At 62.4% G+C, this 22,882-nt stretch carries 26 protein-coding genes and 1 riboswitch; of the genes, 19 read left to right on the top strand and 7 right to left on the bottom strand.

The features are described from left to right. Positions 1 to 158 precede the first annotated feature (158 nt). The 15 genes from yegS to gutQ all read left to right on the top strand — a co-directional run bounded on the left by yegS (position 159) and on the right by gutQ (position 14,939). Positions 159 to 1,064, top strand: coding sequence for a lipid kinase YegS (gene yegS, locus WCL58_RS22075; protein ID WP_049202693.1), 906 nt, complete (start codon positions 159 to 161; stop codon positions 1,062 to 1,064). A 169-nt stretch (positions 1,065 to 1,233) separates the two neighbouring features. Next, on the top strand, positions 1,234 to 2,448 hold the full coding sequence (manD, locus tag WCL58_RS22070; RefSeq protein WP_049213350.1) for a D-mannonate dehydratase ManD: 1,215 nt from the start codon (positions 1,234 to 1,236) through the stop codon (positions 2,446 to 2,448). Positions 2,449 to 2,453: 5 nt separating this feature from the next. Then, entirely contained in the window at positions 2,454 to 3,470 is a 1,017-nt protein-coding gene (locus WCL58_RS22065) for a Zn-dependent oxidoreductase (RefSeq protein ID WP_187181566.1), read from the top strand. Between the two features lie 91 nt (positions 3,471 to 3,561). Further along, the gene (locus WCL58_RS22060; RefSeq protein ID WP_197808831.1) at positions 3,562 to 4,851 is read left to right on the top strand and encodes an MFS transporter; all 1,290 of its coding nucleotides are present in this window, start codon (positions 3,562 to 3,564) and stop codon (positions 4,849 to 4,851) included. Between the two features lie 52 nt (positions 4,852 to 4,903). Next, complete coding sequence (locus WCL58_RS22055; RefSeq protein ID WP_336851608.1) at positions 4,904 to 6,409, top strand: mannitol dehydrogenase family protein; 1,506 nt, start codon at positions 4,904 to 4,906, stop codon at positions 6,407 to 6,409. After that, complete coding sequence (locus tag WCL58_RS22050; protein WP_060441146.1) at positions 6,390 to 7,721, top strand: MFS transporter; 1,332 nt, start codon at positions 6,390 to 6,392, stop codon at positions 7,719 to 7,721. Before WCL58_RS22055 ends, WCL58_RS22050 begins: the two co-directional genes overlap by 20 nt. Before the next feature lie 98 nt (positions 7,722 to 7,819). Further along, entirely contained in the window at positions 7,820 to 8,506 is a 687-nt protein-coding gene (locus WCL58_RS22045; RefSeq protein ID WP_060441145.1) for a GntR family transcriptional regulator, read from the top strand. Positions 8,507 to 8,712: 206 nt separating this feature from the next. Continuing rightward, entirely contained in the window at positions 8,713 to 9,762 is a 1,050-nt protein-coding gene (fbaB, locus tag WCL58_RS22040; protein WP_033644067.1) for a class I fructose-bisphosphate aldolase, read from the top strand. Positions 9,763 to 9,997: 235 nt separating this feature from the next. Continuing rightward, positions 9,998 to 10,546: a PTS glucitol/sorbitol transporter subunit IIC gene (gene srlA / locus WCL58_RS22035; protein WP_004941528.1), complete on the top strand. Its 549-nt coding sequence runs from the start codon at positions 9,998 to 10,000 to the stop codon at positions 10,544 to 10,546. Positions 10,547 to 10,561: 15 nt separating this feature from the next. Beyond that, positions 10,562 to 11,539 (top strand): PTS glucitol/sorbitol transporter subunit IIB, encoded by a 978-nt coding sequence (gene srlE, locus WCL58_RS22030; protein ID WP_102984283.1) that lies wholly within the window; start codon positions 10,562 to 10,564, stop codon positions 11,537 to 11,539. Between the two features lie 22 nt (positions 11,540 to 11,561). Further along, a complete protein-coding gene (gene srlB / locus WCL58_RS22025; RefSeq protein WP_021504438.1) occupies positions 11,562 to 11,924 on the top strand; it encodes a PTS glucitol/sorbitol transporter subunit IIA in 363 nt (120 codons plus the stop codon). A gap of 10 nt (positions 11,925 to 11,934) precedes the next feature. Continuing rightward, on the top strand, positions 11,935 to 12,714 hold the full coding sequence (gene srlD, locus WCL58_RS22020) for a sorbitol-6-phosphate dehydrogenase (protein ID WP_197757167.1): 780 nt from the start codon (positions 11,935 to 11,937) through the stop codon (positions 12,712 to 12,714). 47 nt (positions 12,715 to 12,761) lie between these two features. After that, entirely contained in the window at positions 12,762 to 13,118 is a 357-nt protein-coding gene (gene gutM, locus WCL58_RS22015; protein ID WP_033648849.1) for a transcriptional regulator GutM, read from the top strand. 83 nt (positions 13,119 to 13,201) lie between these two features. Then, on the top strand, positions 13,202 to 13,975 hold the full coding sequence (gene srlR / locus WCL58_RS22010) for a glucitol operon DNA-binding transcriptional repressor SrlR (RefSeq protein WP_033635559.1): 774 nt from the start codon (positions 13,202 to 13,204) through the stop codon (positions 13,973 to 13,975). Further along, positions 13,968 to 14,939 carry an arabinose-5-phosphate isomerase GutQ gene (gene gutQ / locus WCL58_RS22005; protein ID WP_336851607.1) on the top strand — a complete coding sequence of 324 codons (972 nt, stop codon included), beginning with the start codon at positions 13,968 to 13,970 and terminating at the stop codon, positions 14,937 to 14,939. Before srlR ends, gutQ begins: the two co-directional genes overlap by 8 nt. Positions 14,940 to 14,978: 39 nt before the next feature. On the opposite strand, the gene WCL58_RS22000 is transcribed toward gutQ, so the two are convergent. From WCL58_RS22000 to thiM, 3 genes are all read right to left on the bottom strand, one after another. Beyond that, positions 14,979 to 15,437, bottom strand: coding sequence for an inhibitor of vertebrate lysozyme family protein (locus WCL58_RS22000; RefSeq protein WP_336851606.1), 459 nt, complete (start codon positions 15,435 to 15,437; stop codon positions 14,979 to 14,981). An 84-nt stretch (positions 15,438 to 15,521) separates the two neighbouring features. Continuing rightward, positions 15,522 to 16,322, bottom strand: coding sequence for a bifunctional hydroxymethylpyrimidine kinase/phosphomethylpyrimidine kinase (thiD, locus tag WCL58_RS21995; protein ID WP_033648851.1), 801 nt, complete (start codon positions 16,320 to 16,322; stop codon positions 15,522 to 15,524). Then, positions 16,322 to 17,113, bottom strand: a complete 792-nt coding sequence (gene thiM / locus WCL58_RS21990) for a hydroxyethylthiazole kinase (protein WP_336851605.1) — start codon at positions 17,111 to 17,113, stop codon at positions 16,322 to 16,324. Before thiM ends, thiD begins: the two co-directional genes overlap by 1 nt. Positions 17,114 to 17,148: 35 nt before the next feature. Continuing rightward, positions 17,149 to 17,245, bottom strand: a riboswitch (TPP riboswitch). Positions 17,246 to 17,387: 142 nt separating this feature from the next. Here thiM and WCL58_RS21985 point away from each other — a divergent pair. Continuing rightward, the gene (locus tag WCL58_RS21985; protein ID WP_060424902.1) at positions 17,388 to 17,813 is read left to right on the top strand and encodes a GNAT family N-acetyltransferase; all 426 of its coding nucleotides are present in this window, start codon (positions 17,388 to 17,390) and stop codon (positions 17,811 to 17,813) included. 101 nt (positions 17,814 to 17,914) lie between these two features. Continuing rightward, positions 17,915 to 18,595 carry a class I SAM-dependent methyltransferase gene (locus WCL58_RS21980; protein WP_336851604.1) on the top strand — a complete coding sequence of 227 codons (681 nt, stop codon included), beginning with the start codon at positions 17,915 to 17,917 and terminating at the stop codon, positions 18,593 to 18,595. Here the strand turns inward: WCL58_RS21980 and WCL58_RS21975 are convergent. Next, complete coding sequence (locus tag WCL58_RS21975; protein WP_336851603.1) at positions 18,572 to 19,801, bottom strand: MFS transporter; 1,230 nt, start codon at positions 19,799 to 19,801, stop codon at positions 18,572 to 18,574. The two genes, WCL58_RS21980 and WCL58_RS21975, sit on opposite strands and share 24 nt — an antisense overlap. A gap of 95 nt (positions 19,802 to 19,896) precedes the next feature. Here WCL58_RS21975 and WCL58_RS21970 point away from each other — a divergent pair, with 95 nt between their 5' ends. Further along, complete coding sequence (locus WCL58_RS21970) at positions 19,897 to 20,355, top strand: winged helix-turn-helix transcriptional regulator (protein ID WP_142110374.1); 459 nt, start codon at positions 19,897 to 19,899, stop codon at positions 20,353 to 20,355. Here the strand turns inward: WCL58_RS21970 and WCL58_RS21965 are convergent. Genes WCL58_RS21965 through WCL58_RS21955 form a run of 3 tightly spaced genes read right to left on the bottom strand, consistent with a single transcriptional unit; the run spans position 20,352 to position 21,589 of the window. Continuing rightward, positions 20,352 to 20,612 carry a DUF1158 family protein gene (locus tag WCL58_RS21965; protein ID WP_033655345.1) on the bottom strand — a complete coding sequence of 87 codons (261 nt, stop codon included), beginning with the start codon at positions 20,610 to 20,612 and terminating at the stop codon, positions 20,352 to 20,354. The genes WCL58_RS21970 and WCL58_RS21965 overlap by 4 nt on opposite strands. Before the next feature lie 55 nt (positions 20,613 to 20,667). Further along, entirely contained in the window at positions 20,668 to 21,048 is a 381-nt protein-coding gene (locus tag WCL58_RS21960; RefSeq protein ID WP_336851602.1) for a putative T6SS immunity periplasmic lipoprotein, read from the bottom strand. A 7-nt stretch (positions 21,049 to 21,055) separates the two neighbouring features. After that, positions 21,056 to 21,589 carry a type IV secretion protein Rhs gene (locus tag WCL58_RS21955; RefSeq protein WP_336851601.1) on the bottom strand — a complete coding sequence of 178 codons (534 nt, stop codon included), beginning with the start codon at positions 21,587 to 21,589 and terminating at the stop codon, positions 21,056 to 21,058. A gap of 274 nt (positions 21,590 to 21,863) precedes the next feature. Between WCL58_RS21955 and rluF the strand changes: the two genes are divergently transcribed. Beyond that, on the top strand, positions 21,864 to 22,733 hold the full coding sequence (gene rluF, locus WCL58_RS21950; protein ID WP_021504493.1) for a 23S rRNA pseudouridine(2604) synthase RluF: 870 nt from the start codon (positions 21,864 to 21,866) through the stop codon (positions 22,731 to 22,733). The last annotated feature ends 149 nt before the right edge of the window (positions 22,734 to 22,882 follow it).

Below are 22,882 nucleotides of genomic sequence, written 5' to 3'. Positions count from 1 at the left end.
CCTGGCTTATTTCCGCGTAAAATTCAGATAAATTCGCCTTGCTTCATATTCACTGAACGCCGGGGAATAACCAGAATTAGCTGAATATTCTGATGGCCTGGTGGCGGCAGCTGGTTTATCTTGAGGCATTCTTGGTTTTCCGCCGGAGGAGATCGGCAATGCCTCAACACTCACATGCGCCCGCCCTGCTTATTCTCAACGGCAAAGGCGCCGGTAACGAAGAGCTGCGTCAGGCGGTCAAACGCCTGCGCGCAGAACGCATCACGCTGCACGTGCGCGTGACCTGGGAGCACGGCGACGCCGCGCGCTACGTCGCGGAAGCCGCACAGCTCGGCGTCGGCACCGTCGTCGCCGGCGGCGGTGACGGCACCATCAACGAAGTGGCGGCCGCGCTGGTGCAACTGCCGGCGCACAACCGGCCGGTGCTGGGCATCCTGCCGCTCGGCACCGCCAACGATTTCGCCATGGCCTGCAATATTCCCCCGTCGCCGGAACAGGCGCTGCAGCTGGCGATCAAGGGCCGCTCGGTGCCGATCGATCTGGCCAAGGTTAACGGCGAGCGCTACTTCATCAACATGGCCACCGGCGGCTTCGGCACCCGCATCACCACCGAAACGCCGGAGAAGCTGAAGGCGGCATTGGGCGGCGTGTCCTACTTCGTGCACGGCTTGCTGCGCATGGATACGCTGCAGGCCGACCGCTGTGAAATTCGCGGGCCGGACTTCCGCTGGGCCGGCGACGCGCTGGTGATCGGCATCGGCAACGGCAAACAGGCCGGCGGCGGCCAGGAGCTGTGCCCCAGCGCGCTGATCAACGACGGCCTGCTGCAGCTGCGCCTGCTGATCGCCGATGAACTGCTGCCGGCGCTGGTCGCCGCCCTGTTCAACGACGAAGAGAGCAACAGCATCCTCAGTGCAGCGCTGCCGTGGCTCGAGATCGACGCGCCGCATGAGATGACTTTCAACCTCGACGGCGAGCCGCTCAAAGGCCGTCATTTCCGCATCGAAGTGTTGCCACAGGCCATCGAATGCCGCCTGCCGCCTAACTGCGCCCTGCTGGGCTGACCTTGTCGGGCGCAGCCGCTGCGCCCCGCTTCTTCCCCCTCCGCTTACCCGCTTCCGCTCGCGATCAAATGTGATCCTCTCCGGCAAATTCATTAATTCATACTTGTATGGTAGTTAGTTCATGGCGTATTTTCGCGCTATCTCTCCGCAGCTACAGGATGTGAAGGTTATGAAAATCGTCAACGCCGAGGTGTTCGTCACCTGCCCGGGGCGCAACTTTGTCACGCTGAAGATCACCACCGATGACGGCATCGTCGGCCTCGGTGACGCTACGCTGAACGGGCGTGAATTGTCGGTGGCCTCTTACCTGAAAGATCACCTCTGCCCGCAGCTGATCGGCCGCGACGCGCAGCGGATCGAAGACCTCTGGCAATTCTTCTACAAAGGCGCTTACTGGCGGCGCGGCCCGGTGACCATGTCGGCCATTTCCGCCGTCGACATGGCGCTGTGGGACATCAAGGCCAAGGCCGCCAACATGCCGCTGTACCAGTTGTTGGGCGGCGCGTCGCGTTCGGGGGTGATGGTGTATTGCCACACCACCGGCCACTCGATCGACGAGGTGCTCGACGACTACGCCAAGCATAAAGAACAAGGCTTCAAGGCGATCCGCGTCCAATGCGGCGTGCCGGGCATGAAAACCACCTACGGCATGGCCAAGGGGAAAGGCCAGGCCTACGAGCCGGCCACCAAGGGTGACTGGCCGGAAGAGCAGCTGTGGTCGACGGAAAAATACCTCGATTTCACCCCCAAACTGTTCGATGCGGTGCGCAACAGGTTCGGCTTCAACGAGCACCTGCTGCACGACATGCACCACCGCCTGACGCCGATCGAAGCGGCGCGCTTCGGCAAAAGCGCCGAGCCGTATCGCCTGTTCTGGATGGAAGATCCGACGCCGGCGGAAAACCAGGCCTGTTTCCGCCTGATCCGCCAGCATACCGTCACGCCGATTGCCGTCGGCGAGGTGTTCAACAGCATCTGGGACTGCAAACAGCTGATTGAAGAGCAGCTGATCGACTACATCCGCACCACCCTGACGCACGCGGGCGGCATTACCGGCATGCGGCGCATCGCCGACTTCGCCTCACTGTATCAGGTGCGCACCGGCTCCCACGGCCCTTCCGATCTGTCGCCGATCTGCATGGCGGCAGCGCTGCATTTCGATCTGTGGGTGCCGAATTTCGGCGTGCAGGAATACATGGGCTATTCCGAGCAGATGCTCGAGGTGTTCCCGCACAGCTGGACGTTCGACGACGGCTATATGCATCCGGGCGACAAGCCGGGCATCGGCATCGAGTTCGATGAGAAGCTGGCGGCCCGTTACCCGTATGAACCGGCCTACCTGCCGGTCGCGCGTCTGGAGGATGGCACCTTATGGAACTGGTAAACACCATGCGCAGCGTCGTGATCGAACAGCCCGGGCGCCTGGCGCTGCAGACGCGCGCGCTGCCGCAGCCGGCGGCCGGCGAGGTGCGGGTCAAGGTGAAATTCGCCGGCATCTGCGGCTCCGACGTCCATATCTATCACGGCCATAACCCGTTCGCCCGCTATCCGCGGGTGATCGGCCACGAGTTCTTCGGCCTGATCGATGCGCTGGGCGAAGGCGTCGATCCGGCGCGCCTCGGCGAACGCGTCTCGGTAGATCCGGTGGTGAGCTGCGGCCACTGCTATCCCTGTTCGGTCGGCCGGCCCAACGTCTGCACCTCGCTGCAGGTGATCGGCGTGCACCGCGACGGCGGCTTCAGCGACTACGCCTGCGTACCGGCGCGCAACGCCTATCCGGTTCCGCCCGCCATCAGCGATCGCCACGCCGCGATGATCGAACCCTTCAGCATCGCCGCCAACATCACCGCCCACCTGCAACCGCGTCCTGACGACATCGCGCTGATCTACGGCGCCGGGCCGATGGGGCTCACGGTGATCCAGACGCTGAAAGGCGTGTACGGCGTCAAGCAGGTGTGGGTCGTCGATCGCATCGCCGAGCGGCTGGACATGGCGCGCGCCAACGGCGCCGACGAGACGTTCAACAACGCCGAGGCCGCATTGCCGCAGGCGCTGCAGCAGCGCGGCATTCAGCCGACGCTGATCGTCGATGCCGCCTGCCACCCCGCCATTTTGCCGGAGGCGATCGCGCTGGCCTCGCCGGCGGCGCGCATCGGCATCATGGGCTTTTCCGGCGACGCCTGCACCCTGACCCAGCAGAGCATCACCAGCAAGGAGCTGTCGATCTTCTCCTCGCGCCTGAACAGCGCACGCTTCCCGCAGGTGATCGCCTGGATGGCGGACGGCAAGCTAGACCCGCAGCGGCTGCTCACCCACTGCGTGCCCGCCGGCGACGTCGAACGGGCGATGCTGATGTTCGAGCGGGATCAGCGCACCTGCTGCAAGGTGCTGCTGCAGTTCGAGTAACGCCAAGGCCGCATCGGGGCATTGGGCGGCCCCCGCCGCCCGTGCAAACAACGAAGCATCACGATTAAAACGACACCCAGTGGAGTGCTTTATGTTTAAAAACCTGCGTTGGACCATCGTGTTCCTGCTGTTCATGGTCTACATGATCAACTACCTCGATCGCGTGGCGCTGTCGATCACCGTGCCGATGATCGAACAGGATCTGATGCTGAACGCCGAACAGTTCGGCCTGATCTTCGGCAGCTTCTTCTTCGGCTACGCCATCTTCAACTTCGTCGGCGGGCTGGCGGTCGACCGTTTCGGCCCGACGCTGGTGCTGGGCGTGGCGGTCGGTCTGTGGTCCCTCTTCTGCGGCATGACGGCGATCGCCACCGGTTTTTACTCGATGCTGATCCTGCGCGTCCTGTTCGGCATGGCCGAAGGGCCGATCTGCGCCTCGGCCAACAAGATGATCAACGGCTGGTTCCCGAAGAAACAGGCGGCGACCGCCATGGGCTTGCTCAGCGCCGGTTCGCCGTTGGGCGGCGCGGTGGCCGGGCCGATCGTCGGCTATCTGGCGCTGGCGTTCGGCTGGCGACCGGCGTTTATGATCATCTGCGCCATCGGCATCGTCTGGATGCTGGTGTGGTTCTTCGTGGTGGCGGATAACCCGGCGAAAAGCCAGCGCATCAGCGCCGAAGAACGGGTGCTGATCGCGCGGTTGAAACAGGAAAACCTCGGCGAGGAAAGCGCGCTGAGTGACGCAGCGCACGGGCTGGGTTACTACCTGAAGCAGCCGATCATTCTGGTCACCGCCTTCGCCTTCTTCTGCTACAACTACATTCTGTTCTTCTTCCTGAGCTGGTTCCCCTCGTATCTGGTGCAGGCGCACAACCTGAACATCAAGGAGATGAGCCTGACCACGATGATCCCGTGGATCGTCGGCTTCGTCGGGCTGGCGCTCGGCGGCTATATTTCCGACAAAATCTTCAACATCACCGGCAAATTGCTGCTGTCGCGCAAGATCGTGTTGGTCACCAGCCTGATGGCGGCGGCGGTGTGTGTGGCGTTGGCAGGCACCGTCAGCAGCGTGGTGCCGGCGGTGATGCTGATGTCGGTGTCGATCTTCTTCCTTTACATCACCGGCGCCCTCTACTGGGCGATCATCCAGGACGTGGTGCATAAATCCCGGGTCGGCGGCGCCAGCGGGTTCATTCATTTGATCGGCAGCGTCTCCGGCATCATCGGGCCGATCGTCACCGGCTACATCGTGCAGAACACCGGCAAATTCGACAGCGCCTTTATGCTGGCGGGCGGCGTCGCCGCGCTGGGCGCGCTGCTGGTGCTGCTGGTGATCAAGGCGCCGCGCGCAACGGCGGGCGTGCAAATCTTAAAACCATAACGCCAGGCGGGGCGGCTTCGCCCCTTTGCTTACCTCTCCAGGGACATTGAACATGAGACTTTCCGACCACCGCGTTCTGCCGGCCGCCATTATTCGGCCCGGCTACGCACGTGAGCGCGTGAAACCGCGCATGGTGCATATCGGCTTCGGCGCGTTTCACCGCGCGCACCAGGCGATGTACGCCGACAGGCTGGCCAGCGAGCACGGCAGCGACTGGGGCTACTGCGAAATCAGCATGCAGCACGGCCGGCAAAAGATCGCCGACCTACGGCAACAGGATCTGCTGTTCTCGGTGGCGGAGATGGACGACGACGGCTGGCGGGGCCGGGTCATCGGCGTGGTGCGCCAGGCGCTGCACCTGCAAACCGACGGGCTGGCGGCGGTGCTGGCGGCCCTGACGCAGCCTGAGATCGCCATCGTCTCGCTGACCATCAGCGAAAAGGGCTATTGCCACCACCCTGCCAGCGGCCGGCTGATGGCGGAACACCCGGCAATCGCGCATGATATCGCCCATCCGGCACAGCCACAGTCGGCGCCGGGGCTGCTGCTGGCGGCGCTGCGCCTGCGCCGTGAACGCGGGCTGCCACCGTTCGCCGTGATGTCCTGCGACAATATGCCGGCCAACGGCCGGGTCACGCGCCAGGTGCTGCTCGACCTGGCGCAGCGGCAGGATCCGGCGCTGGCCGACTGGGTGCGTCAAGAGGTCGCCTTCCCTTCCACCATGGTGGATCGCATCGTGCCGGCGATGACGCAGGAAGCCCGCGGGCAGCTGCTTGCCTGGCTGGGCGGCGTCGAGGATGAGGTCGGCGTGGCCTGCGAGCCGTTCAGCCAGTGGGTCATTGAGGACCGCTTTCCCCAGGGGCGACCGGCCTGGGAAAAGGTCGGCGCCGAACTGGTGAGCGACGTGCTGCCGTTTGAGGAGATGAAGCTGCGCATGCTGAACGGTAGCCATTCGTTCCTCGCCTATCTCGGCTATCTGGCCGGTTATCAGCACGTCGGCGACTGCATGCAGGACGCGGATTTTGTCCGCGCCGCCCGTCACCTGATGCTGGCGGAACAGGCACCAACTCTGCAGGTGCCGAACGTCGATTTGGCGCAGTATGCCGACTCGCTGCTGCGGCGTTTCCGCAACCGCGCGCTGAAGCACCGCACCGCGCAGATCGCCATGGACGGCACGCAAAAGCTGCCGCAGCGGCTGCTGGACGCGATCCGCTGGCATCTGGCGCGCGGCAGCCGCTTCGACTGCCTGGCGCTGGGCGTCGCCGGCTGGATGCGCTACGTCGGCGGCCGCGATGAGCAAGGCGCGCCGATCGCCATCAGCGATCCGCTGCGCGACCCCATCGCCGCGTTGGTCGCCGGCAGCGAGGAAGGCCGGCCCCGCGTCCTGGCGCTGCTGCAGCTCGACAGCGTCTTCGGCCAGGATCTGCCCGACTCGCCTGACTTCGTCCGTGCCGTCAGCCACGCTTATCATCAACTGCTGAGCCTGGGGGCCAAAGCCGCCGTCGCCGCTCTGCCGCTTACCGACCGGGAGGTTTCCGATGACCGTCACCACGCATAACGCCGTCAATACCGGCAATCAACCGCTGCTGCGGCGCGTCGCCAGCGCTTCGGCCATCGGCACCGCCGCCGAATACTATGATTTCTTCGCTTACGGCACCGCTGCGGTGCTGTTCTTCGGCCAGCTGTTTTTCCCCAGCGCCGATCCGCTGATCAGCACGCTGGCGGCCTTCGCCACCTACGCGGTCGGTTTCCTGGCGCGCCCGCTGGGCGGCATCGTGTTCGGCCACATCGGCGACAAGGTCGGCCGCAAGAAGGCGCTGGTGATCACCATCCTGATCGTCGGCCTCGGCACCTTCTGCATCGGCCTGCTGCCCACCTATGAGCAGATCGGCATCTGGGCGCCGCTCGCGCTGATCTTTATCCGCGTGCTGCAGGGCTTCGGCGTCGGCGGCGAACAGGCCGGCGCGGTGCTGATGACCGCCGAATACGCGCCGCCGCCGCGGCGCGGCTTCTACGCCAGCTGGGTACAGATCGGCGCGCCCGCCGGTTTCCTGCTGCCATCGGGGCTGTTTGCGCTGCTGACCGCCGTGCTGTCGCCGGCGCAGATGCTGGACTGGGGCTGGCGCATTCCGTTCCTGCTCAGCCTGCTGCTGGTGATCGTCGGGCTGTTTATTCGCCTGAAGATCGACGAGTCGCCGGTGTTTACCCAGATCCGCGCCACCAAGGCGGTGGAGAGCCGGCCGGTGGTGGAAGTGGCCCGCCGCTACCCCGGCCTTATCGGCAAAGGGGTGTGCGCCAAGCTGATTGAAGCCTGCGCCTTCGCCATGTTCACGGTGATCGTGCTGGCCTACGGCAAGGCCAACCACCTCAACGAGACCATTCTGCTGGAGGCGATGATCGTGGCGGTGCTGCTGGAGATTTTCGCCATTCCGCTGATGGGCCGCCTCTCCGATCGGCTGGGGCGAAAACCGGTGTACATCGCCGGCGCGCTGCTGCAGGTGGTGTGCATCGTGCCGTTCTTTATGGCGATCAACCTCGATAGTTTCTGGGTGACGCAGATCGCCATGATCGTGGTGCTGACCTTCGGCCACAGCATGTGCTACGCGCCACAGGCCTCCTACTTCCCGGAGCTGTTCCCCACCCGCGTGCGCTGCAGCGGCATCGCGCTGATCTGGCAGATAGGATCGCTGATCGGCAGCGGCATTCTGGGGCTGCTGGCGGTGAAGATCCTGCAGGTGACCGGCGGCCACTACTACGGGTTGGCGGGGTACATGATGGTGCTGGGCGTGGTGTCGGCCATCGGCCTGAGCCTGATGCCGGAAACCGCGCCGGGGCGGCGCAAGCAGGAATATCAGGATTGGCATCACTGAGTTACCCTACCCGGCGGGTGGATTTATCCCCCCGCCCTCAACCAATAATCTGCTAGTATGGTGGCATTCGAATTCCAGCCAGATGCCTGATTGTCGCCATGTCTGAAACGTACAGTCTCACCAACAACGTCCCGGTCAACCAGCAGATCTATCGCTTCCTGCGCAAGGATATCGTCGACTGCACCATCCCCCCCGGCACCCTGTTGTCCGAGAAAGAGATTTCCACGCGCTTTTGCGTTTCGCGCCAGCCGGTGCGCGAAGCCTTCATCAAGCTGGCGGAGGCCGGCCTGGTGCAGATCCTGCCGCAGCGCGGCACTTTCGTGATGAAAATCTCCGCCAAGCGCGTGGCCGACGGGCGCTTTATTCGTCAGGCGGTGGAATGCGCCATCGTGCGCCGTGCAGCGGAGCGCGCCACCGCGGCGCAGCTGATGACGCTGGAGCATAACCTGCACCGTCAGGCGCTGGCGGCGCAGAACGGGCAGACGCGCGAGTTTCTGGCGCTGGACGACGAATTCCACCAGCTGCTGACCCAGTTCGCCGACTGCCCGCTGGCATGGGAGACCATCGAAACCATCAAGGCCACCATGGATCGGGTGCGTTTCCTCAGCCTGAGCGAAGTCTCGCCGCCGGAGAGCCTGATCAAGCAGCACTACCGCATCTACGAGGCGCTGAAAGCGCGCGATGCCGAGGCGGCGGAGCGCGCCATCCACGATCACCTGCAGGAGATGATCTACTCCATCACCCCGATCGCCCTGCAGAACACCGAGTGGTTCGAGATCGAATAATCAATCGCTTAGCGCGCCGGGGGCGATCGTCCCCGCGTATTTGGCCTCGCCAATGGCATTTCCTCTCAATCGCATCTATTGTTTGTCCTTGCCGGATCAAGTTCGGTAGTATCGCTTTACAGCTTCAATCACCGCTTTTTTACTTCGCCGGTGGTCAAAAACCCTTGCATTGCCGGTGTATGAAGAAGCTTAATCGGGAGTGAATCATGACTGATATTGTGCAGTTGCTAGGAAAGGAAGCGGAAGATCTGCTGCAACACCGCTGTACCACTATCCCCGCCGAGAATCTCTACCTGCCGGGCGCCGACTTCGTCGACCGCGTAATGATCGATAACAACCGTCCCAACAGCGTGCTGCGTTCGATGCAAACCCTGTTCAACCACGGCCGCCTGGCCGGCACCGGCTACCTGTCGATCCTGCCGGTCGATCAGGGCATCGAGCACTCCGCCGCCGCCTCGTTCGCCGCCAACCCGCTGTATTTCGATCCGAAGAACATCGTCGAGCTGGCGATTGAAGCCGGCTGTAACTGCGTCGCCTCCACTTACGGCGTGCTAGCGTCGGTATCGCGCCGCTACGCGCACAAGATCCCGTTCCTGGTCAAACTCAACCACAACGAAACGCTGAGTTACCCGACCCAGTACGACCAGACCCTGTACGCCAGCGTCGAGCAGGCGTTCAACATGGGCGCGGTGGCGGTCGGTGCCACCATTTACTTCGGCTCCGAGCAGTCGCGCCGCCAGATCGAAGAGATCTCGATCGCCTTCGAGCGCGCGCATGAGCTGGGCATGGTCACCGTGTTGTGGGCCTATCTGCGCAATCCGGCGTTCAACAAGGATGGCGTGGACTACCACTCCAGCGCCGATCTGACCGGCCAGGCCAACCACATCGCCGCCACCATCGGCGCCGACATCGTCAAACAGAAAATGGCGGAAAACAACGGCGGCTACCGCGCGGTGAAATTCGGCTATACCGACGATCGCGTCTACACCAAGCTGACCACCGATCATCCGATCGATCTGGTGCGCTACCAGCTGGCCAACTGCTACATGGGCCGCGCCGGGCTGATCAACTCCGGCGGCGCCGCCGGCGAGAACGACCTGCAGGAATCGGTGCGCACCGCGGTGATCAACAAACGCGCCGGCGGCATGGGCCTGATCCTGGGGCGCAAGGCGTTCAAGAAATCGATGAAAGACGGCGTGGCGCTGATCAACGCTGTGCAAGACGCCTACCTGGACAAGAAGGTCACCATCGCCTGATGTGACGGACCACCTGTCCCAAAGCCCGGCTAGCCGGGCTTTTTTGTGCCCGCTTTCTCCCCCTCATGCCACAGACCTTCTTTTTCTTTCATTTTAAACTTTCAAAATAAAATATTTATCTTTCAAAATGTGATCTATTTAAAACAAATAGCCCAACAAAGTGACTACTGTAAGGCCCATGGCGACAGAGCCGCCGTTCGCTCCAGGCCATATCAGTCCATTACAGGAGAACATAATGATTGAGCTAATCACCCACGGCGCCGAGTGGTTTATCGGCCTGTTTCAGAAAGGCGGTGAAGTGTTTGTCGGCATGGTGACCGGCATTTTACCTTTGTTGATCAGCCTGTTGGTTATCATGAACGCGCTGATCAAATTTGTTGGCCAGGAACGTATCGAACGATTGGCGCAGCGCTGCGCGGGCAACCCCGTCTCGCGTTATCTGCTGCTGCCGCTGATCGGCACCTTTGTCTTCTGCAATCCGATGACCCTCAGCCTGGGGCGCTTCATGCCGGAGAAATACAAGCCGAGCTACTACGCGGCGGCCTCCTACAGCTGCCACTCGATGAACGGCCTGTTCCCACACATCAACCCCGGCGAGCTGTTCGTTTACCTCGGCATCGCCAGCGGCCTGACCACCCTCGGCCTGCCGCTCGGCCCGCTGGCGGTGAGCTATTTCCTGGTGGGGCTGTTCACCAACTTCTTCCGCGGCTGGGTCACCGATCTGACCACCAGCCTGTTCGAACGCAAGATGGGCATCCGTCTGGATCGCCAGGTGCAACTTTAATTCGTGGAGTGCAGCATGAGTGCTTATATCCGTATTGAAAAAGGCGCCAGCGGCTGGGGTGGCCCCCTGGAGCTGCCGATAGAACCCGGCAAGAAAGTGGTGTACATCACCGCCGGCACCCGGCCTTCGATCGTCGATCGCCTCAGCGAATTGACCGGCTGGCCGGCCGTCGACGGTTTCAAAGAGGGCGAGCCGCCGGCGGAAGAGATCGGCGTGGCGGTGATCGACTGCGGCGGCACCCTGCGCTGCGGCCTGTACCCGAAACGCCGCATTCCGACGGTCAACATCCACGCCACCGGCCAGTCCGGTCCGCTGGCGCAGTTTATCCTCGAAGACATCTATGTCTCCGGCGTGCGCGACCACAACATCAGCCGAATCGAAGCGGCAGATAGCCAACCCGCCGCCGTTGCAGCGCCACCCAAGGCGCGCGACTACGACACCAGCAAGAAGATCACCGAGCAAAGCGACGGGCTGCTGGCGAAGGTCGGCATGGGCATGGGATCGGTGGTGGCGGTGTTCTTCCAGGCCGGGCGCGACACCATCGACACCGTGCTGAAGACCATCCTGCCGTTTATGGCGTTCGTCTCGGCCTTGATCGGCATCATCATGGCCTCCGGCCTCGGGGACTTTATCGCTCACGGCCTGACGCCGCTCGCCAACAGCCCGATCGGCCTGGTGACGCTGGCGCTGATCTGCTCATTCCCGCTGCTGTCGCCGTTCCTCGGCCCCGGCGCGGTTATCGCCCAGGTGATCGGCGTGCTGGTCGGGGTGCAGATCGGCCTCGGCCATATTCCGCCGCAGCTGGCGCTGCCCGCGCTGTTCGCCATCAACGCGCAGGCCGCCTGCGACTTCATTCCGGTCGGCCTGTCGCTGGCGGAAGCCAAACAGGACACCGTGCGGGTCGGCGTGCCCTCGGTGCTGGTCGGCCGCTTCCTGACCGGCGCGCCGACGGTGTTGATCGCCTGGGCCGCCTCGGCCTTCATTTATCAATAAGCTGATTTCCAGGGAGACGTTTATGCACACCATTTTTCACACCACCATCACGCAGATCGGTGGCTGCGCCCGCGACGCGTTGCTGGACAACATGCTGATCACCTTCCGTGAAGGCGCGCCGGCGGATATCGAAGAGTTCTGCTTCATCCACCGCCACGGTGCGACCGCCGGTGAGCTGCAGGTCGGCGGCGTGATGGAGCTGGCGCAGCGGCGCTACGCCATCACCGCCGTCGGCAGCGTTGCCACACAGAACCTGCGCGAGCTGGGCCACATCACCGTGCGCTTCGACGGTGAAGCCGAAGCCGAATTCCCCGGCTCGATCCACGTATCCGGCCCGACGCCGACCGATATCCCGTTGGGCAGCACGCTGTCATTTATCGCATAAGGAGTAGACCATGTCTGAAGTAGCTGTAGTGATTGGCGGCGGCCAAACGTTAGGCGCCTTTTTGTCCCGCGGGCTGGCGCAGGCCGGCTATCGGGTGGCGGTGGCCGATCTGAACGCCGACAATGCCAATCAGGTGGCACAGCAGATCAACGAAGCGTTTGGCGCAGGCAGCGCCTGCGGTTTTCAGGCCGACGCCACCGACGAGCAGAGCGTGATCGCGCTGGCGGCGGCGGTTGACCGGGCGTTCGGCCAGGCCAACCTGCTGGTGTACAGCGCCGGCATCGCCAAGGCGGCGCCGATCACCGATTTCCCGCTGGGCGACTTTGATCGCTCGCTGCAGGTGAACCTGGTGGGTTATTTCCTCTGCGCCCGCGAGTTCTCGCGCCTGATGATCCGCGACGGCATCGCCGGGCGCATCATTCAGATCAACTCCAAGTCCGGCAAGGTCGGCAGCAAGCACAACTCCGGCTACAGCGCCGCCAAGTTCGGCGGCGTGGGGCTGACGCAGTCGCTGGCGCTCGATCTGGCGGAGTACGGCATTACCGTGCATTCGCTGATGCTCGGCAACCTGCTGAAGTCGCCGATGTTCCAGTCGCTGCTGCCGCAGTACGCGCAAAAACTGGGCATCGCGCCGGACCAGGTGGAACAGTACTACATCGACAAAGTGCCGCTGAAGCGCGGCTGCGACTACCAGGACGTGCTGAACACCCTGCTGTTCTATGCCAGCGACAAGGCCTCTTACTGCACCGGCCAATCGATCAACATCACCGGCGGCCAGGTGATGTTCTGACGCCATCGACGCCCCCCTTCCGCGGAAGGGGGCCTAAGGAGAACCCCATGACTCAAGCTCTGATCGCCTTCGCGCTGCTGGCCTGGCTGCTGCAAATCGCCTTCGGCTGGTGGCAACTGCAGCGCTTCAACCGCGCCTTCGACGGCCTGTGCCGGCTGGGCGCCGTCGGCGTCGGCCGTTCCGGCGGCCGCTTCCGCCCGCGAGTGGTGCTGGCGCTGGCCTTCGACGCCGATCGGCGGGTGTGCGGCAGTCTGTTGCTGCGCGGCCTGACCGTTTTCGCCCGGCCCCGCCCGCTGCCTCGATTGCACGGTTTGCATCAGCGGGATTTGCGCCCGGATGTGATCTTCCCCGAGGATCGCGCATGCCAGTCTGCACTATCGTTAGCGATTGAACCCAAATCGTGATATTTTCACATTAAAAGACATTACCTTTCATAGTGAATTATTCAGCGAGGGGAAATGCCCAACTCTTGTGAACGGGAATCGCGATGAAACCAAAGCAGCGGCAGGCCGCTATCCTTGAATATCTGCAGCGGCATGGCAAAACGGCAGTGGACGCCCTGGCCGAGCATTTCTCCACCACCGGCACCACCATCCGCAAGGATCTCACCCTGCTGGAAGAAGAAGGCGAGGTGATCCGCACCTACGGCGGCGTGGTGCTCAGCCGCGACGACGGCGATCAGCCGATCGACCGCAAAACCCATATCAATACCGAGAAAAAACGCCACATTGCCAGCGCCGCCGTGGCGCTGATCGCCGACGGCGACTCGCTGATCTTCGATGCCGGCAGCACGGTGCTGCAGATGGTGCCGCACCTGGCGCAGTTCAATAACATCACGGTGATGACCAACAGCCTGACCATCGTCAACGCGCTGGTGGAGCTGGACAACGATCAGACCATCCTGATGCCCGGCGGCACCTACCGCAAAAAATCGGCCTCGTTCCACGGCAGCCTGGCCGAATCGGCGTTTCAGCAGTTCAGCTTCGACAAACTGTTTATCGGCGCGGACGGCGTCGATCTCAACGCCGGCGTCACCACCTTTAACGAAGTGCACAACGTCAGCAAAGCGATGTGCGAAGCCGCCGGCCGCATTATTCTGTTGGTAGACTCCTCGAAATTCGGCCGCAAGAGCCCGAACGTGGTGTGCGAACTCAGCGCCGTCGACACGCTGATCACCGACAGAGACATCAACCCCGATTACCTCGCCGCCCTGCAGGCGAAAGGCATCAATATCCTTCTGGTAGGAGACCCCGATGAGTAACGCCAACGCCCTGCTCGCCTTCGCCCGCGAAACGCTGGAGATCGAGCTGACCGAAGCGCAACGCCTGCTGGCGCGCCTGGACGACAACTTCGTCTGCGCCTGCGAACTGCTGCTGAACTGCCGTGGCAAAGCGGTGATTTCCGGCATCGGCAAATCCGGCCACATCGGCAAGAAAATCGCCGCCTCGCTGGCCAGCACCGGCACGCCGTCGTTCTTCGTGCACCCGGCGGAAGCGCTGCACGGCGATCTCGGCATGATCGGCGCCGACGACGTGGTGGTGTTTATCTCCTACTCCGGCCGCGCCAAAGAGCTGGATCTGATCCTGCCGCTGCTGGCGGAGAACAGCATTCCGGTGATCGCCATCACCGGCGGCAAAGAGTCGCCGCTGGCGCAGGCCGCGGCCTGCGTGTTGGATATCGGCGTCGAGCGCGAAGCCTGCCCGATGGGGCTGGCGCCGACCTCCAGCGCGGTCAACACGCTGATGATGGGCGATGCTCTGGCGATGGCGCTGATGCGCCAGCGCGGTTTCAACGCGGAAGATTTCGCCCGCTCGCACCCTGGCGGCAGCCTGGGGGCTCGCCTGTTGAACCGCGTGCATCACCTGATGCGCACCGGCGATCGCCTGCCGCGCGTGAGCGAAAGCGCCAACGTGATGGAAGCGATGCTGGAGCTGAGCCGCACCGGGCTCGGGTTAGTGGCGGTCTGCGACGCGCAGCAGCGGGTGGTGGGCGTGTTTACCGACGGCGACCTGCGCCGCTGGCTGGTGAAGGGCAACAGCCTGCAGGATCCGCTCAGCCCGGCGATCACCCGCCCCGGCTATCGGCTGCCGGAGCAGTGGCGCGCCGGCGAGGCGCTGGAAGCGCTGCACGAACAGCACATCAGCGCGGCCCCGGTGGTCGATATGGACGGCGTGCTGGTGGGGGCGCTCAACCTGCACGATCTGCATCAGGCCGGCATCGGCTGATCAACGCCGGGGGCGCCATCACCGGCGCCCCCGGTCTGATCATTTCCAATCAGGATTGTTCTCGAACTGCTGCTTCAGCAGCGCCTTCATGTCGTCATTCGGCTTGCCGAGCCACTGGTACTTGGCATACTTCTTCGGATGATCGACGGCTTCCGGCCGATCTTCCACTGCCACCCGCACGCCCCAGGCCTGGGATTTGTCCGCGCTGAACGCCACGATCAAAAAGTTGTTGCCGCAGTCGTGCGGCTTGCACAGGTTGCCGACCAGATACTCTTTGCCCTTCCAGTTCAGATTCTGCGCCGGCGTTGAGGTGCCGACGCCCTTACGCGCCCAGCCCGGCATCCGCGCCTGGCCTTTCACCATGTTTTGCCAGCTGGCCTGATACCCCGGCTGCTGAATCAAATCCGACGTGGTGACGATCTGCTGGGCAAAGCTGCCCGCGCTGAAGCTGAGCAGTGCGCCGAAGAGGGCGCAACGCAGCGCCTGGTGTCCCGCCATAGTCCTTCTCCCTAGGTTAAATCAGGTTTCGCCCATAAAACCGGGCCTGAACTAGTCAGACCACGGTTGCGGCAAAAAGTTGACTCACCACCAGGCATGGAAATGATGCACCGGCCCGATGCCGTGCCCCACCTCCAGCGTGTCCGCCTGTTGCAGCGCTTGTTGCAGATAGTCCTTGGCGGCGGCTACCGTCGCCGCCCAGTCGGCATGGCGCGGGCGCAGCGCCGCCAGCGCGGCCGAGAGCGTGCAACCGGTGCCGTGGGTGTGGCGGGTGGCAACGCGCGGCGCGGTAAAGCGCTGCTCGCCTTCTGCGGTAAACAGCCAGTCCGGGCTCTCGCTTTCGCTCAGGTGGCCGCCCTTCATCAGCACCGCCCGGCAGCCCATCGCGAGCAGCGCCCGCCCCTGCTCGCGCATCTGCGCTTCATCTTCCGCCGGCGCGCACGCCAGCAGCGCCGCCGCTTCCGGCAGGTTCGGCGTAATGATCGACACCAGCGGCAACAGCTCGCGCCGAATAGACGCCACCGCCTCCGGCGCCAGCAACGGATCGCCGCTTTTCGCCAGCATCACGGTGTCCAGCACCACGAACTCCGGCCGGTAATGGCGCAGCCGCTCGGCCACCGCCTGCACGATGTCGGCGTTGGCCAGCATGCCGATCTTGACGCTGTCGATGCGCACGTCGCTGAACACCGAGTCCAGCTGCGCGGCGACGAACGCCGGATCGATGTAATACACCGACTGCACGCCGCGGGTATTCTGCGCCACCAGCGCGGTGATCACCGAGGTGCCGTAGGCGCCGAGCGCCGAGAAGGCCTTCAAATCGGCCTGAATACCGGCGCCGCCGCTGGGATCGGTGCCGGCGATGGTCAGGGCGTTAATACGTTTCATCACAGATCCTCCCCGCGCAGCTGATACAGGGCGTCGAGGAACGCCGGCGTAAAACTGCCCGGCCCGCCGGCGTGCCTGGCCGCGAGGCCGCCGCAGTGGGACATCACCCGGCAGGCGGTCGCCACGTTGTCCAGGCGATCGCCCGGCAGGCCGCAAAACGCCGCCACGACCGCCGACAGCGCGCAGCCGGTGCCCACCACCCGCGTCATCAGTGGGGAACCGCCTTCGATCGCCCAATCGCGTTGGCCGTCGGTGACGTAATCCACCGCGCCGGTGACCGCCACCACCGCGCCGCTGCGCTGCGCCAGCTCACGCGCGGCGGGCAAGGCCGCCAGCGAATCGTCGCCGCTGTCAACCCCGCGGCCGCTGGCCAGCAACCCGCTGAGCGCCATGATTTCCGAGGCGTTGCCGCGTATCGCCGCCGGTTTCTCGTCCAGCAGCTGTTTAGCAAAGGCGGTGCGGTAGGAGAGCGCGCCGACCGCCACCGGATCCAGCGTCCAGGGCTTGCCGGCCCGATTGGCGGCGGCCACCGCCGCCCGCATCGATTCGGCGCGCAGCGCATTGAGGGTACCGACGTTGATCAGCAGGCCATCGGCCAGCGCGCTGAACTGCGCCGCCTCTTGCGGCTCCACCACCATCGCCGGGGAGGCGCCGAGCGCCAATAGCACGTTGGCGGTCAGCGATTGCACCACTTCGTTGGTCAGGCAGTGGATCAGCGGAGGCCGCTGTTGGAATTGGGTCAGACAGGCCGCGGCGCGCGCGCCGGGTAGTGCATCAGGTCGAGCGATCATATTCCTCCCAACCGGCGTTCAAGAAGGCGGCGCCGGCTGGGCGGCCGTGACTTCCCTACGCTGGCATTATCCAGATCAGGTAATACGGGTATTTCTCAGCCTTCACGTAGAAGGGCACCCCGAGTCATGAAAATCAATAGGTTGTGATCAACGTTGCGTTAATCCCTGCAGGGGATCATGCCAGCGGCGGCGCGGACAAACAAGCGAATAAATTGGCTCGGCAGGCATACGCCGCGCAATGCGCTATAGTGAGCACAAACCACCGGGAGATGCCATGCAGATAAGACCCTATCAAGAGACCGATCGCCCCTTCCTGCGCACGCTGTACCTGGCGTCGCGCAAGGCGGCGTTCGGCTGGCGCGATACCTCAAACTATCAGTTGGAAGATTTCGACGGCGCGACGCTGGGCGAAGCGATTTGGGTGGCGGAAGACGGCGGCGTGCTGCTGGGATTCGTCTCCGTCTACCGCGAAGACAACTTCATTCATAACCTGTATGTCGATCCCCATCAGCCGCCGCGCGGCGTCGGCAGTGCGCTGCTGCAGGCGGCGGAAGCTACCTTCACCGCCACCGGCTCGCTGAAATGCCTGGTGAAGAATGAAAAGGCGCTGGCGTTCTACCGCAAACACGGCTGGCGCATCATCTCTACCGGCAACGACGGCGAAGAAGATTATTACCTGATGCATTCGCCGGCCCGCTAACGCCGCCTTTCCCGTCACAGAACTCATTAATGATAATGGATTTCATTATCATTTAAGCATAACCTTCCTTGTCTCTCTCAATGAACTTGGCAAGGAAGGTTATGCAACACCAAACGGATACACGCTTCCCCGATGCCGCAGCGGCGGACTACGATCGCCGTATTCTGACCCTGGTGCCCGGCTATCAGTTTGCCCAGGCGCTGCTGACGGCGACGCTCGCACAGACGCTGCCGAATGACGCCACGCTGTTGCTGGCCGGCTGCGGCACCGGCAGTGAACTGGAGGCGCTGGCCGCCGCCAACGCCAGCTGGCGTTTCAGCGCCGTGGAACCCTCCGCCGGCATGCTGGCGGCCGCGCGCGCCAAGGCCGAAGCCGCGGGTTACGCACAACGGGTGAGCTTCCAGCCCACCTTGCTGCAACAAGCGCCGCAAACCCGCCACGACGCGGCGGTGTGCTCATTGGTGCTGCACTTTATCGCCGACGATGGCGCCAAACTGGATTTCCTGCAGCAGTTGGCGCAGCGCCTCTCCCCCGCAGCACTGCTGCTGCTGTTCGACTATCAGCCGGAGGGTCTGCCCGTCAGCCACTACCAACATTGGCTGCAAAGCGCCGGGCACTCGGCGGCGCAGGCGCAGGAGGTGATCGAACGCACCCGCCGCAACTGGCACCCGATGGCGGCGGCGCGCAGCCGTCTCCTCTTGGCGGAAAGCGGCTTCACCGCGCCTCAGCAGTTGTGCGGTGCGCTGGGCTTCCAGCTTTCACTGCTCCACCGCCGTCGATGAGGGCGGCATCCCGCGCAGCGTCAGCCGCCAAAACAGCAGCGCGCTCAGGCTGACGCCTGCCCCCAGCCAGCAGACGCCGCTCCAGCCCGCCCAGGCGTACATATGGGTGCCGGCAAAGGCACCCAGCCCGCTGCCGACGGCGTAAAACAGCATGTAGCAGCCCACCAGCCGGCTGTGCGACTGCGGGTGCGCGCTGAAGATCATGCTCTGGTTCAGCACGTGGATCGCCTGCCCCGCCAGATCCAGCAGCACGATGCCCGCCACCAGCCAAACCAGGCCGCTGCCGAGCAAACCGAGCGGCAGCCAGGCCAGCGTCAACAGCAGCAGACACACGCCGCTGGCCGCCTGCCCCAGCCCGCGATCCGCCAGATGCCCGGCGCGCACCGCCGCCAGTGCGCCCACCGCGCCGACCAGGCCGAACGCCCCCACCGCGGCATGGGTGAAGTTGAACGGTGCCTGGCTCAGCGGCAACACCAGCGAACTCCAAAAGAGGCTGAAAGCGCCGAACATCAGCAGCGCCAACATGCCGCGAATTTGCAGCGTGCGGTCATGCAGCAACAGGCTCAGCATCGAACGCAGCAGCGCGGGATAGCTCAGCGTACTGGGAGCGGTGCGCGGCGCAGGCAGCAGGCGCGACAAGATCGGCAGCAATACCAGCGTCACCCCGGCAGAGAAGAAATACACCGTGCGCCAGCCGCCGACGTCCGCCAGCGCGCCGGACAGGGTGCGCGCCAGCAGCAATCCCAGCACCACTCCGCCCTGCGCCGCACCAACCACCCGCCCGCGCTCCTGCGGCGCCGCCAGGGCTGCGGCGTAAGCGATCAGCCCCTGCGTCATGGCGGTGCCCAATAAGCCTACCAGCAACATCCCTACCAGCAGCCAGGGCGCGCTGTGCGCCCAGCCCACCAATAGCAGCGCGCCGATCAGCCCCAGCTGTTGCCCCGCCAGCAACCGATGCCGGTTCAGCCGATCCCCCAACGGCACCACCAACAGCAGCGCCAGCGCACAGCCCAGTTGGGTCACGGTGATCACCATGCCGACCGCCGCCAGGCTGATGGAAAAATCATGGGCGATAGCGTCCAGCAGCGGCTGCGCATAGTAAACGTTGGCCACGCTGAAGGCGCTGGCGGCGGCCAACAGCAGCACCAAGGGGGCCGGCAGGCGCCCCAGCACCGCACAGGAGGGATCCAGCAGTTTGTCGCTCATTGCACACCTCAATCTGGTTTCATTATTAAACACAATGAACTTTAGGTGTAGAGGTTTTATAATGCAACCAGAATATGCAGCTGGAGATAACCGTCGTGAAACGTAAAAGCCTGGAAGACGCGCCGTGCCCGGTGGCGCGCACGCTGGATGTGATTGGCGACTGGTGGTCGCTGCTGATCGTGCGCGACGCCTTCGACGGCGTCACCCGCTTCAGCGAATTTCAAAAAGGGCTGGGGATGGCGAAGAATATCCTTGCCACCCGCCTGCGCGCGCTGGTGACGCACGGCGTGCTGGAGATCGTGCCCGCCGCAGATGGCAGCGCCTATCAGGAATATGTACTGACCGAGAAAGGCCGCGCGCTGTTTCCGGTGATCGTCGGCCTGCGCCAGTGGGGGGAAGATCATCTGTTCGCCGAGGGAGAAGCGCACTCAACGCTGGTGGAAAGCGACAGCGGCCGCCCCGTCCCGCGCCTGACGCCGATCGGCAGCGCCGGGCAGACGCTCACCCCGCTGAATACCCGGGTGGTGAAGGTGGGGAACGGTGATGAGAGTTAGTGGCGGTGCCCGCAGCTCACCCGCTGAAAAACCTGGCGGATAAAGAGCCATTCCAGACACCCGGCCAGCAGATAAACCGCGCCAAAAACGAGCGCACCAAACCATTCCGTATCGTTAAAATGGAAAAACCCACTGGCGTCAATCAGCCAAGCGGTTTGATTCTGGTTTAGCCTGGGTACAGGAAAAAGCTTTATTGTCAGCACAGCCAGCCCAACAACAGCCAATGCGTTAGCGAGCAACAAGGCAAGTTTTTTCATAGCCTTTCATTCTACAACCTAACGCAGTCCAACAAACTAAACCTAAGAACATGCGTTAATGGTTAACCTTCAGGTTGCCCCGTTCGTCGGAGACAACCATGAATGCGGCGGTAATCAAATGCGAACCTTCGGGTGTCTGTATATCGTAGGCGACGGAATAACGCTTCCCTGGCCGAAAAGCATAGTCGAATACCGGCATGCACCTCCCCGGCTCAACGAAGAAAACGTCATTATCGATAGCTTTAATGAGCTTATCGCCTGATTCGCTATAAATCTGAACGAAGCGAATATTATCTCCCGCCTTCATAGAAGAAAGAATGCAGACATGGTTATCTTTGGCAGTGACGACGGCGGGGAAGCGTGGAGTCAGCTTATCGCCAGGCCCCGGACAGCCGACCAGGAGGCAGGCCGTGAATAGAACCAAATATTTTTTCATGCTCCTCTCATCCCTTAATAATTTTTTGATAAAGTGCATGAATGTCACGCAAACTATCGGTTCCCCTGTACTTGCCCACTCGTCCAGGACGTTGATAATAACGCCACGTTTCAATACCATAAACCAACAGCAGCCAGTAATCAGCAAAAATCGAAGCTTGTTGCTCCAGCGAGTAATCAGTAATTTTATTCTTATCAAGACGATAGTTGTACTCAGCCGCCCAACAAAACAACCCACGCATTCTTACCCATTGTCCATGCTGATGCTGCCATACATGCCCCAACTCATGGATGAAAAGATGTTTTTCTTCTATCAGAACCGTGTTATCAGAAAAATCGTCTTTATAGAGTTCCCTCCGTAACCATAACTCGCCATTAGGTGCCATGGCATAACTTCTGTTTTGTAAGCCAAACGGGAAATAGCTATCACAGTGTATCCATACACGACCATATATAATTGAGCCTCCATATATATGGCGAGCCAATTTAATTTCCCCCATGGTCATACGTTGTAACGTCCCTTCCTCGGCTAATGCGCTCATTTATCCCTCCTTGAATTTATCAATATCCTAATGCTTTTCTAAAATGAATCTATACATGAACGCTTAAATGGTTTAATTTGGCACAATCCATTTATAACTTGAATAAGTTGCAGAAAAACCCTCATCGATTTTCTATAATTAATTAAACGAAAAAAACATATTGCAAATACCTTTGTAGTAGCCGCGGTCAGGATACCCTTATCCAGCTCCCCCTGCATGATTCGCTTCGCAGCGTCATCCGGGTAATGTATAGTCCGCGTTTTACGGAGATCCCATGCTGACCAACTCATCCATTCGTCTGAACAAATACATTAGCGAGAGCGGTATCTGCTCACGCCGCGATGCCGATCGATACATCGAACAGGGCAACGTTTTCATCAACGGTAAGCGCGCCACCGTTGGCGCTCAGGTATTTGCCGGGGATGTCGTGAAGGTTAACGGTCAGCTGATCGAACCGCGCAATGAAGAAGATCTGGTGCTGATCGCGCTGAACAAGCCGGTCGGCATCGTCACCACCACTGAAGACGGCGAGCGCGACAACATCGCCGACTTCGTCAACCACAGCAAACGCATCTTCCCGATCGGCCGTTTGGACAAGGATTCGCAGGGGCTGATCTTTCTGACCAACCACGGTGACCTGGTCAACAAGATCCTGCGCGCCGGCAACAATCACGAGAAAGAGTATCTGGTGACGGTCAACAAGCCGGTGACCGACGAGTTTATTCGCGGCATGGGCGCCGGCGTGCCGATGCTGGGCACGGTGACCAAAAAGTGCAAGGTGAAAAAAGAGGCGCCGTTCGTGTTCCGCATCACGCTGGTGCAGGGGCTGAACCGCCAGATCCGCCGCATGTGCGAACACTTCGGCTACGAGGTCACCAAGCTGGAACGCACGCGCATCATGAACGTCAGCCTGAAAGGCTTGCCGCTGGGCGAATGGCGCGATCTGACCGATGACGAGCTGATCGAGCTGTTCAAACTGATTGAAGGCTCCTCGTCCGAGGCCAAGCCGGCGAAGAAGGCCCCGGCCAAATCCGCCGCGGCGAAAAAACCGAGTGCCGGCGGCCCCAAAAGCGCCGACAAAGCCGCTGCGCCGGCCGGCCGTAAGCGCTTTACCCAGCCAGGGCGCAAGAAAAAAGGGCGTTAACCCCCGCTCGCGCTTCTCGCCAAGCCCGCCGTTGTGCGCAATGCTGATCAGTTAGCGTTTTTCTGCAGGCGTTCGTGACATTTTCGGTCGATAAAAGTGAGATGCCCCATGTGGCTCACGCACCTCGACCGAGCCAGGGGCCGAAGGCG

The organism is Serratia sp. TMDUHS_CL, assembly GCF_037137105.1.
GTDB classification, from domain to species: domain Bacteria; phylum Pseudomonadota; class Gammaproteobacteria; order Enterobacterales; family Enterobacteriaceae; genus Serratia; species Serratia nevei.
The sequence above is the reverse complement of the archived record's forward strand: the minus strand, read 5'-3'. Positions and strand labels throughout refer to the sequence as shown.

Excerpts from the sequence above, each read along its gene's own strand:
- gutM (WP_033648849.1), top strand. The coding sequence starts at position 12,762 with ATGACTCAAGCTCTGATCGCCTTCGCGCTGCTGGCCTGGCTGCTGCAA.
- srlB (WP_021504438.1), top strand. The coding sequence starts at position 11,562 with ATGCACACCATTTTTCACACCACCATCACGCAGATCGGTGGCTGCGCC.
- fbaB (WP_033644067.1), top strand. The coding sequence starts at position 8,713 with ATGACTGATATTGTGCAGTTGCTAGGAAAGGAAGCGGAAGATCTGCTG.
- WCL58_RS22050 (WP_060441146.1), top strand. The coding sequence starts at position 6,390 with ATGACCGTCACCACGCATAACGCCGTCAATACCGGCAATCAACCGCTG.
- WCL58_RS21980 (WP_336851604.1), top strand. The coding sequence starts at position 17,915 with ATGCAACACCAAACGGATACACGCTTCCCCGATGCCGCAGCGGCGGAC.
- srlE (WP_102984283.1), top strand. The coding sequence starts at position 10,562 with ATGAGTGCTTATATCCGTATTGAAAAAGGCGCCAGCGGCTGGGGTGGC.
- WCL58_RS21960 (WP_336851602.1), bottom strand. The coding sequence starts at position 21,048 with ATGAAAAAATATTTGGTTCTATTCACGGCCTGCCTCCTGGTCGGCTGT.
- manD (WP_049213350.1), top strand. The coding sequence starts at position 1,234 with ATGAAAATCGTCAACGCCGAGGTGTTCGTCACCTGCCCGGGGCGCAAC.
- WCL58_RS21975 (WP_336851603.1), bottom strand. The coding sequence starts at position 19,801 with ATGAGCGACAAACTGCTGGATCCCTCCTGTGCGGTGCTGGGGCGCCTG.
- WCL58_RS21965 (WP_033655345.1), bottom strand. The coding sequence starts at position 20,612 with ATGAAAAAACTTGCCTTGTTGCTCGCTAACGCATTGGCTGTTGTTGGG.
- yegS (WP_049202693.1), top strand. The coding sequence starts at position 159 with ATGCCTCAACACTCACATGCGCCCGCCCTGCTTATTCTCAACGGCAAA.
- WCL58_RS22060 (WP_197808831.1), top strand. The coding sequence starts at position 3,562 with ATGTTTAAAAACCTGCGTTGGACCATCGTGTTCCTGCTGTTCATGGTC.
- srlR (WP_033635559.1), top strand. The coding sequence starts at position 13,202 with ATGAAACCAAAGCAGCGGCAGGCCGCTATCCTTGAATATCTGCAGCGG.
- rluF (WP_021504493.1), top strand. The coding sequence starts at position 21,864 with ATGCTGACCAACTCATCCATTCGTCTGAACAAATACATTAGCGAGAGC.
- srlD (WP_197757167.1), top strand. The coding sequence starts at position 11,935 with ATGTCTGAAGTAGCTGTAGTGATTGGCGGCGGCCAAACGTTAGGCGCC.
- WCL58_RS21985 (WP_060424902.1), top strand. The coding sequence starts at position 17,388 with ATGCAGATAAGACCCTATCAAGAGACCGATCGCCCCTTCCTGCGCACG.
- gutQ (WP_336851607.1), top strand. The coding sequence starts at position 13,968 with ATGAGTAACGCCAACGCCCTGCTCGCCTTCGCCCGCGAAACGCTGGAG.
- WCL58_RS22045 (WP_060441145.1), top strand. The coding sequence starts at position 7,820 with ATGTCTGAAACGTACAGTCTCACCAACAACGTCCCGGTCAACCAGCAG.
- WCL58_RS21955 (WP_336851601.1), bottom strand. The coding sequence starts at position 21,589 with ATGAGCGCATTAGCCGAGGAAGGGACGTTACAACGTATGACCATGGGG.
- WCL58_RS22055 (WP_336851608.1), top strand. The coding sequence starts at position 4,904 with ATGAGACTTTCCGACCACCGCGTTCTGCCGGCCGCCATTATTCGGCCC.
- WCL58_RS22000 (WP_336851606.1), bottom strand. The coding sequence starts at position 15,437 with ATGGCGGGACACCAGGCGCTGCGTTGCGCCCTCTTCGGCGCACTGCTC.
- thiD (WP_033648851.1), bottom strand. The coding sequence starts at position 16,322 with ATGAAACGTATTAACGCCCTGACCATCGCCGGCACCGATCCCAGCGGC.
- thiM (WP_336851605.1), bottom strand. The coding sequence starts at position 17,113 with ATGATCGCTCGACCTGATGCACTACCCGGCGCGCGCGCCGCGGCCTGT.
- srlA (WP_004941528.1), top strand. The coding sequence starts at position 9,998 with ATGATTGAGCTAATCACCCACGGCGCCGAGTGGTTTATCGGCCTGTTT.
- WCL58_RS22065 (WP_187181566.1), top strand. The coding sequence starts at position 2,454 with ATGCGCAGCGTCGTGATCGAACAGCCCGGGCGCCTGGCGCTGCAGACG.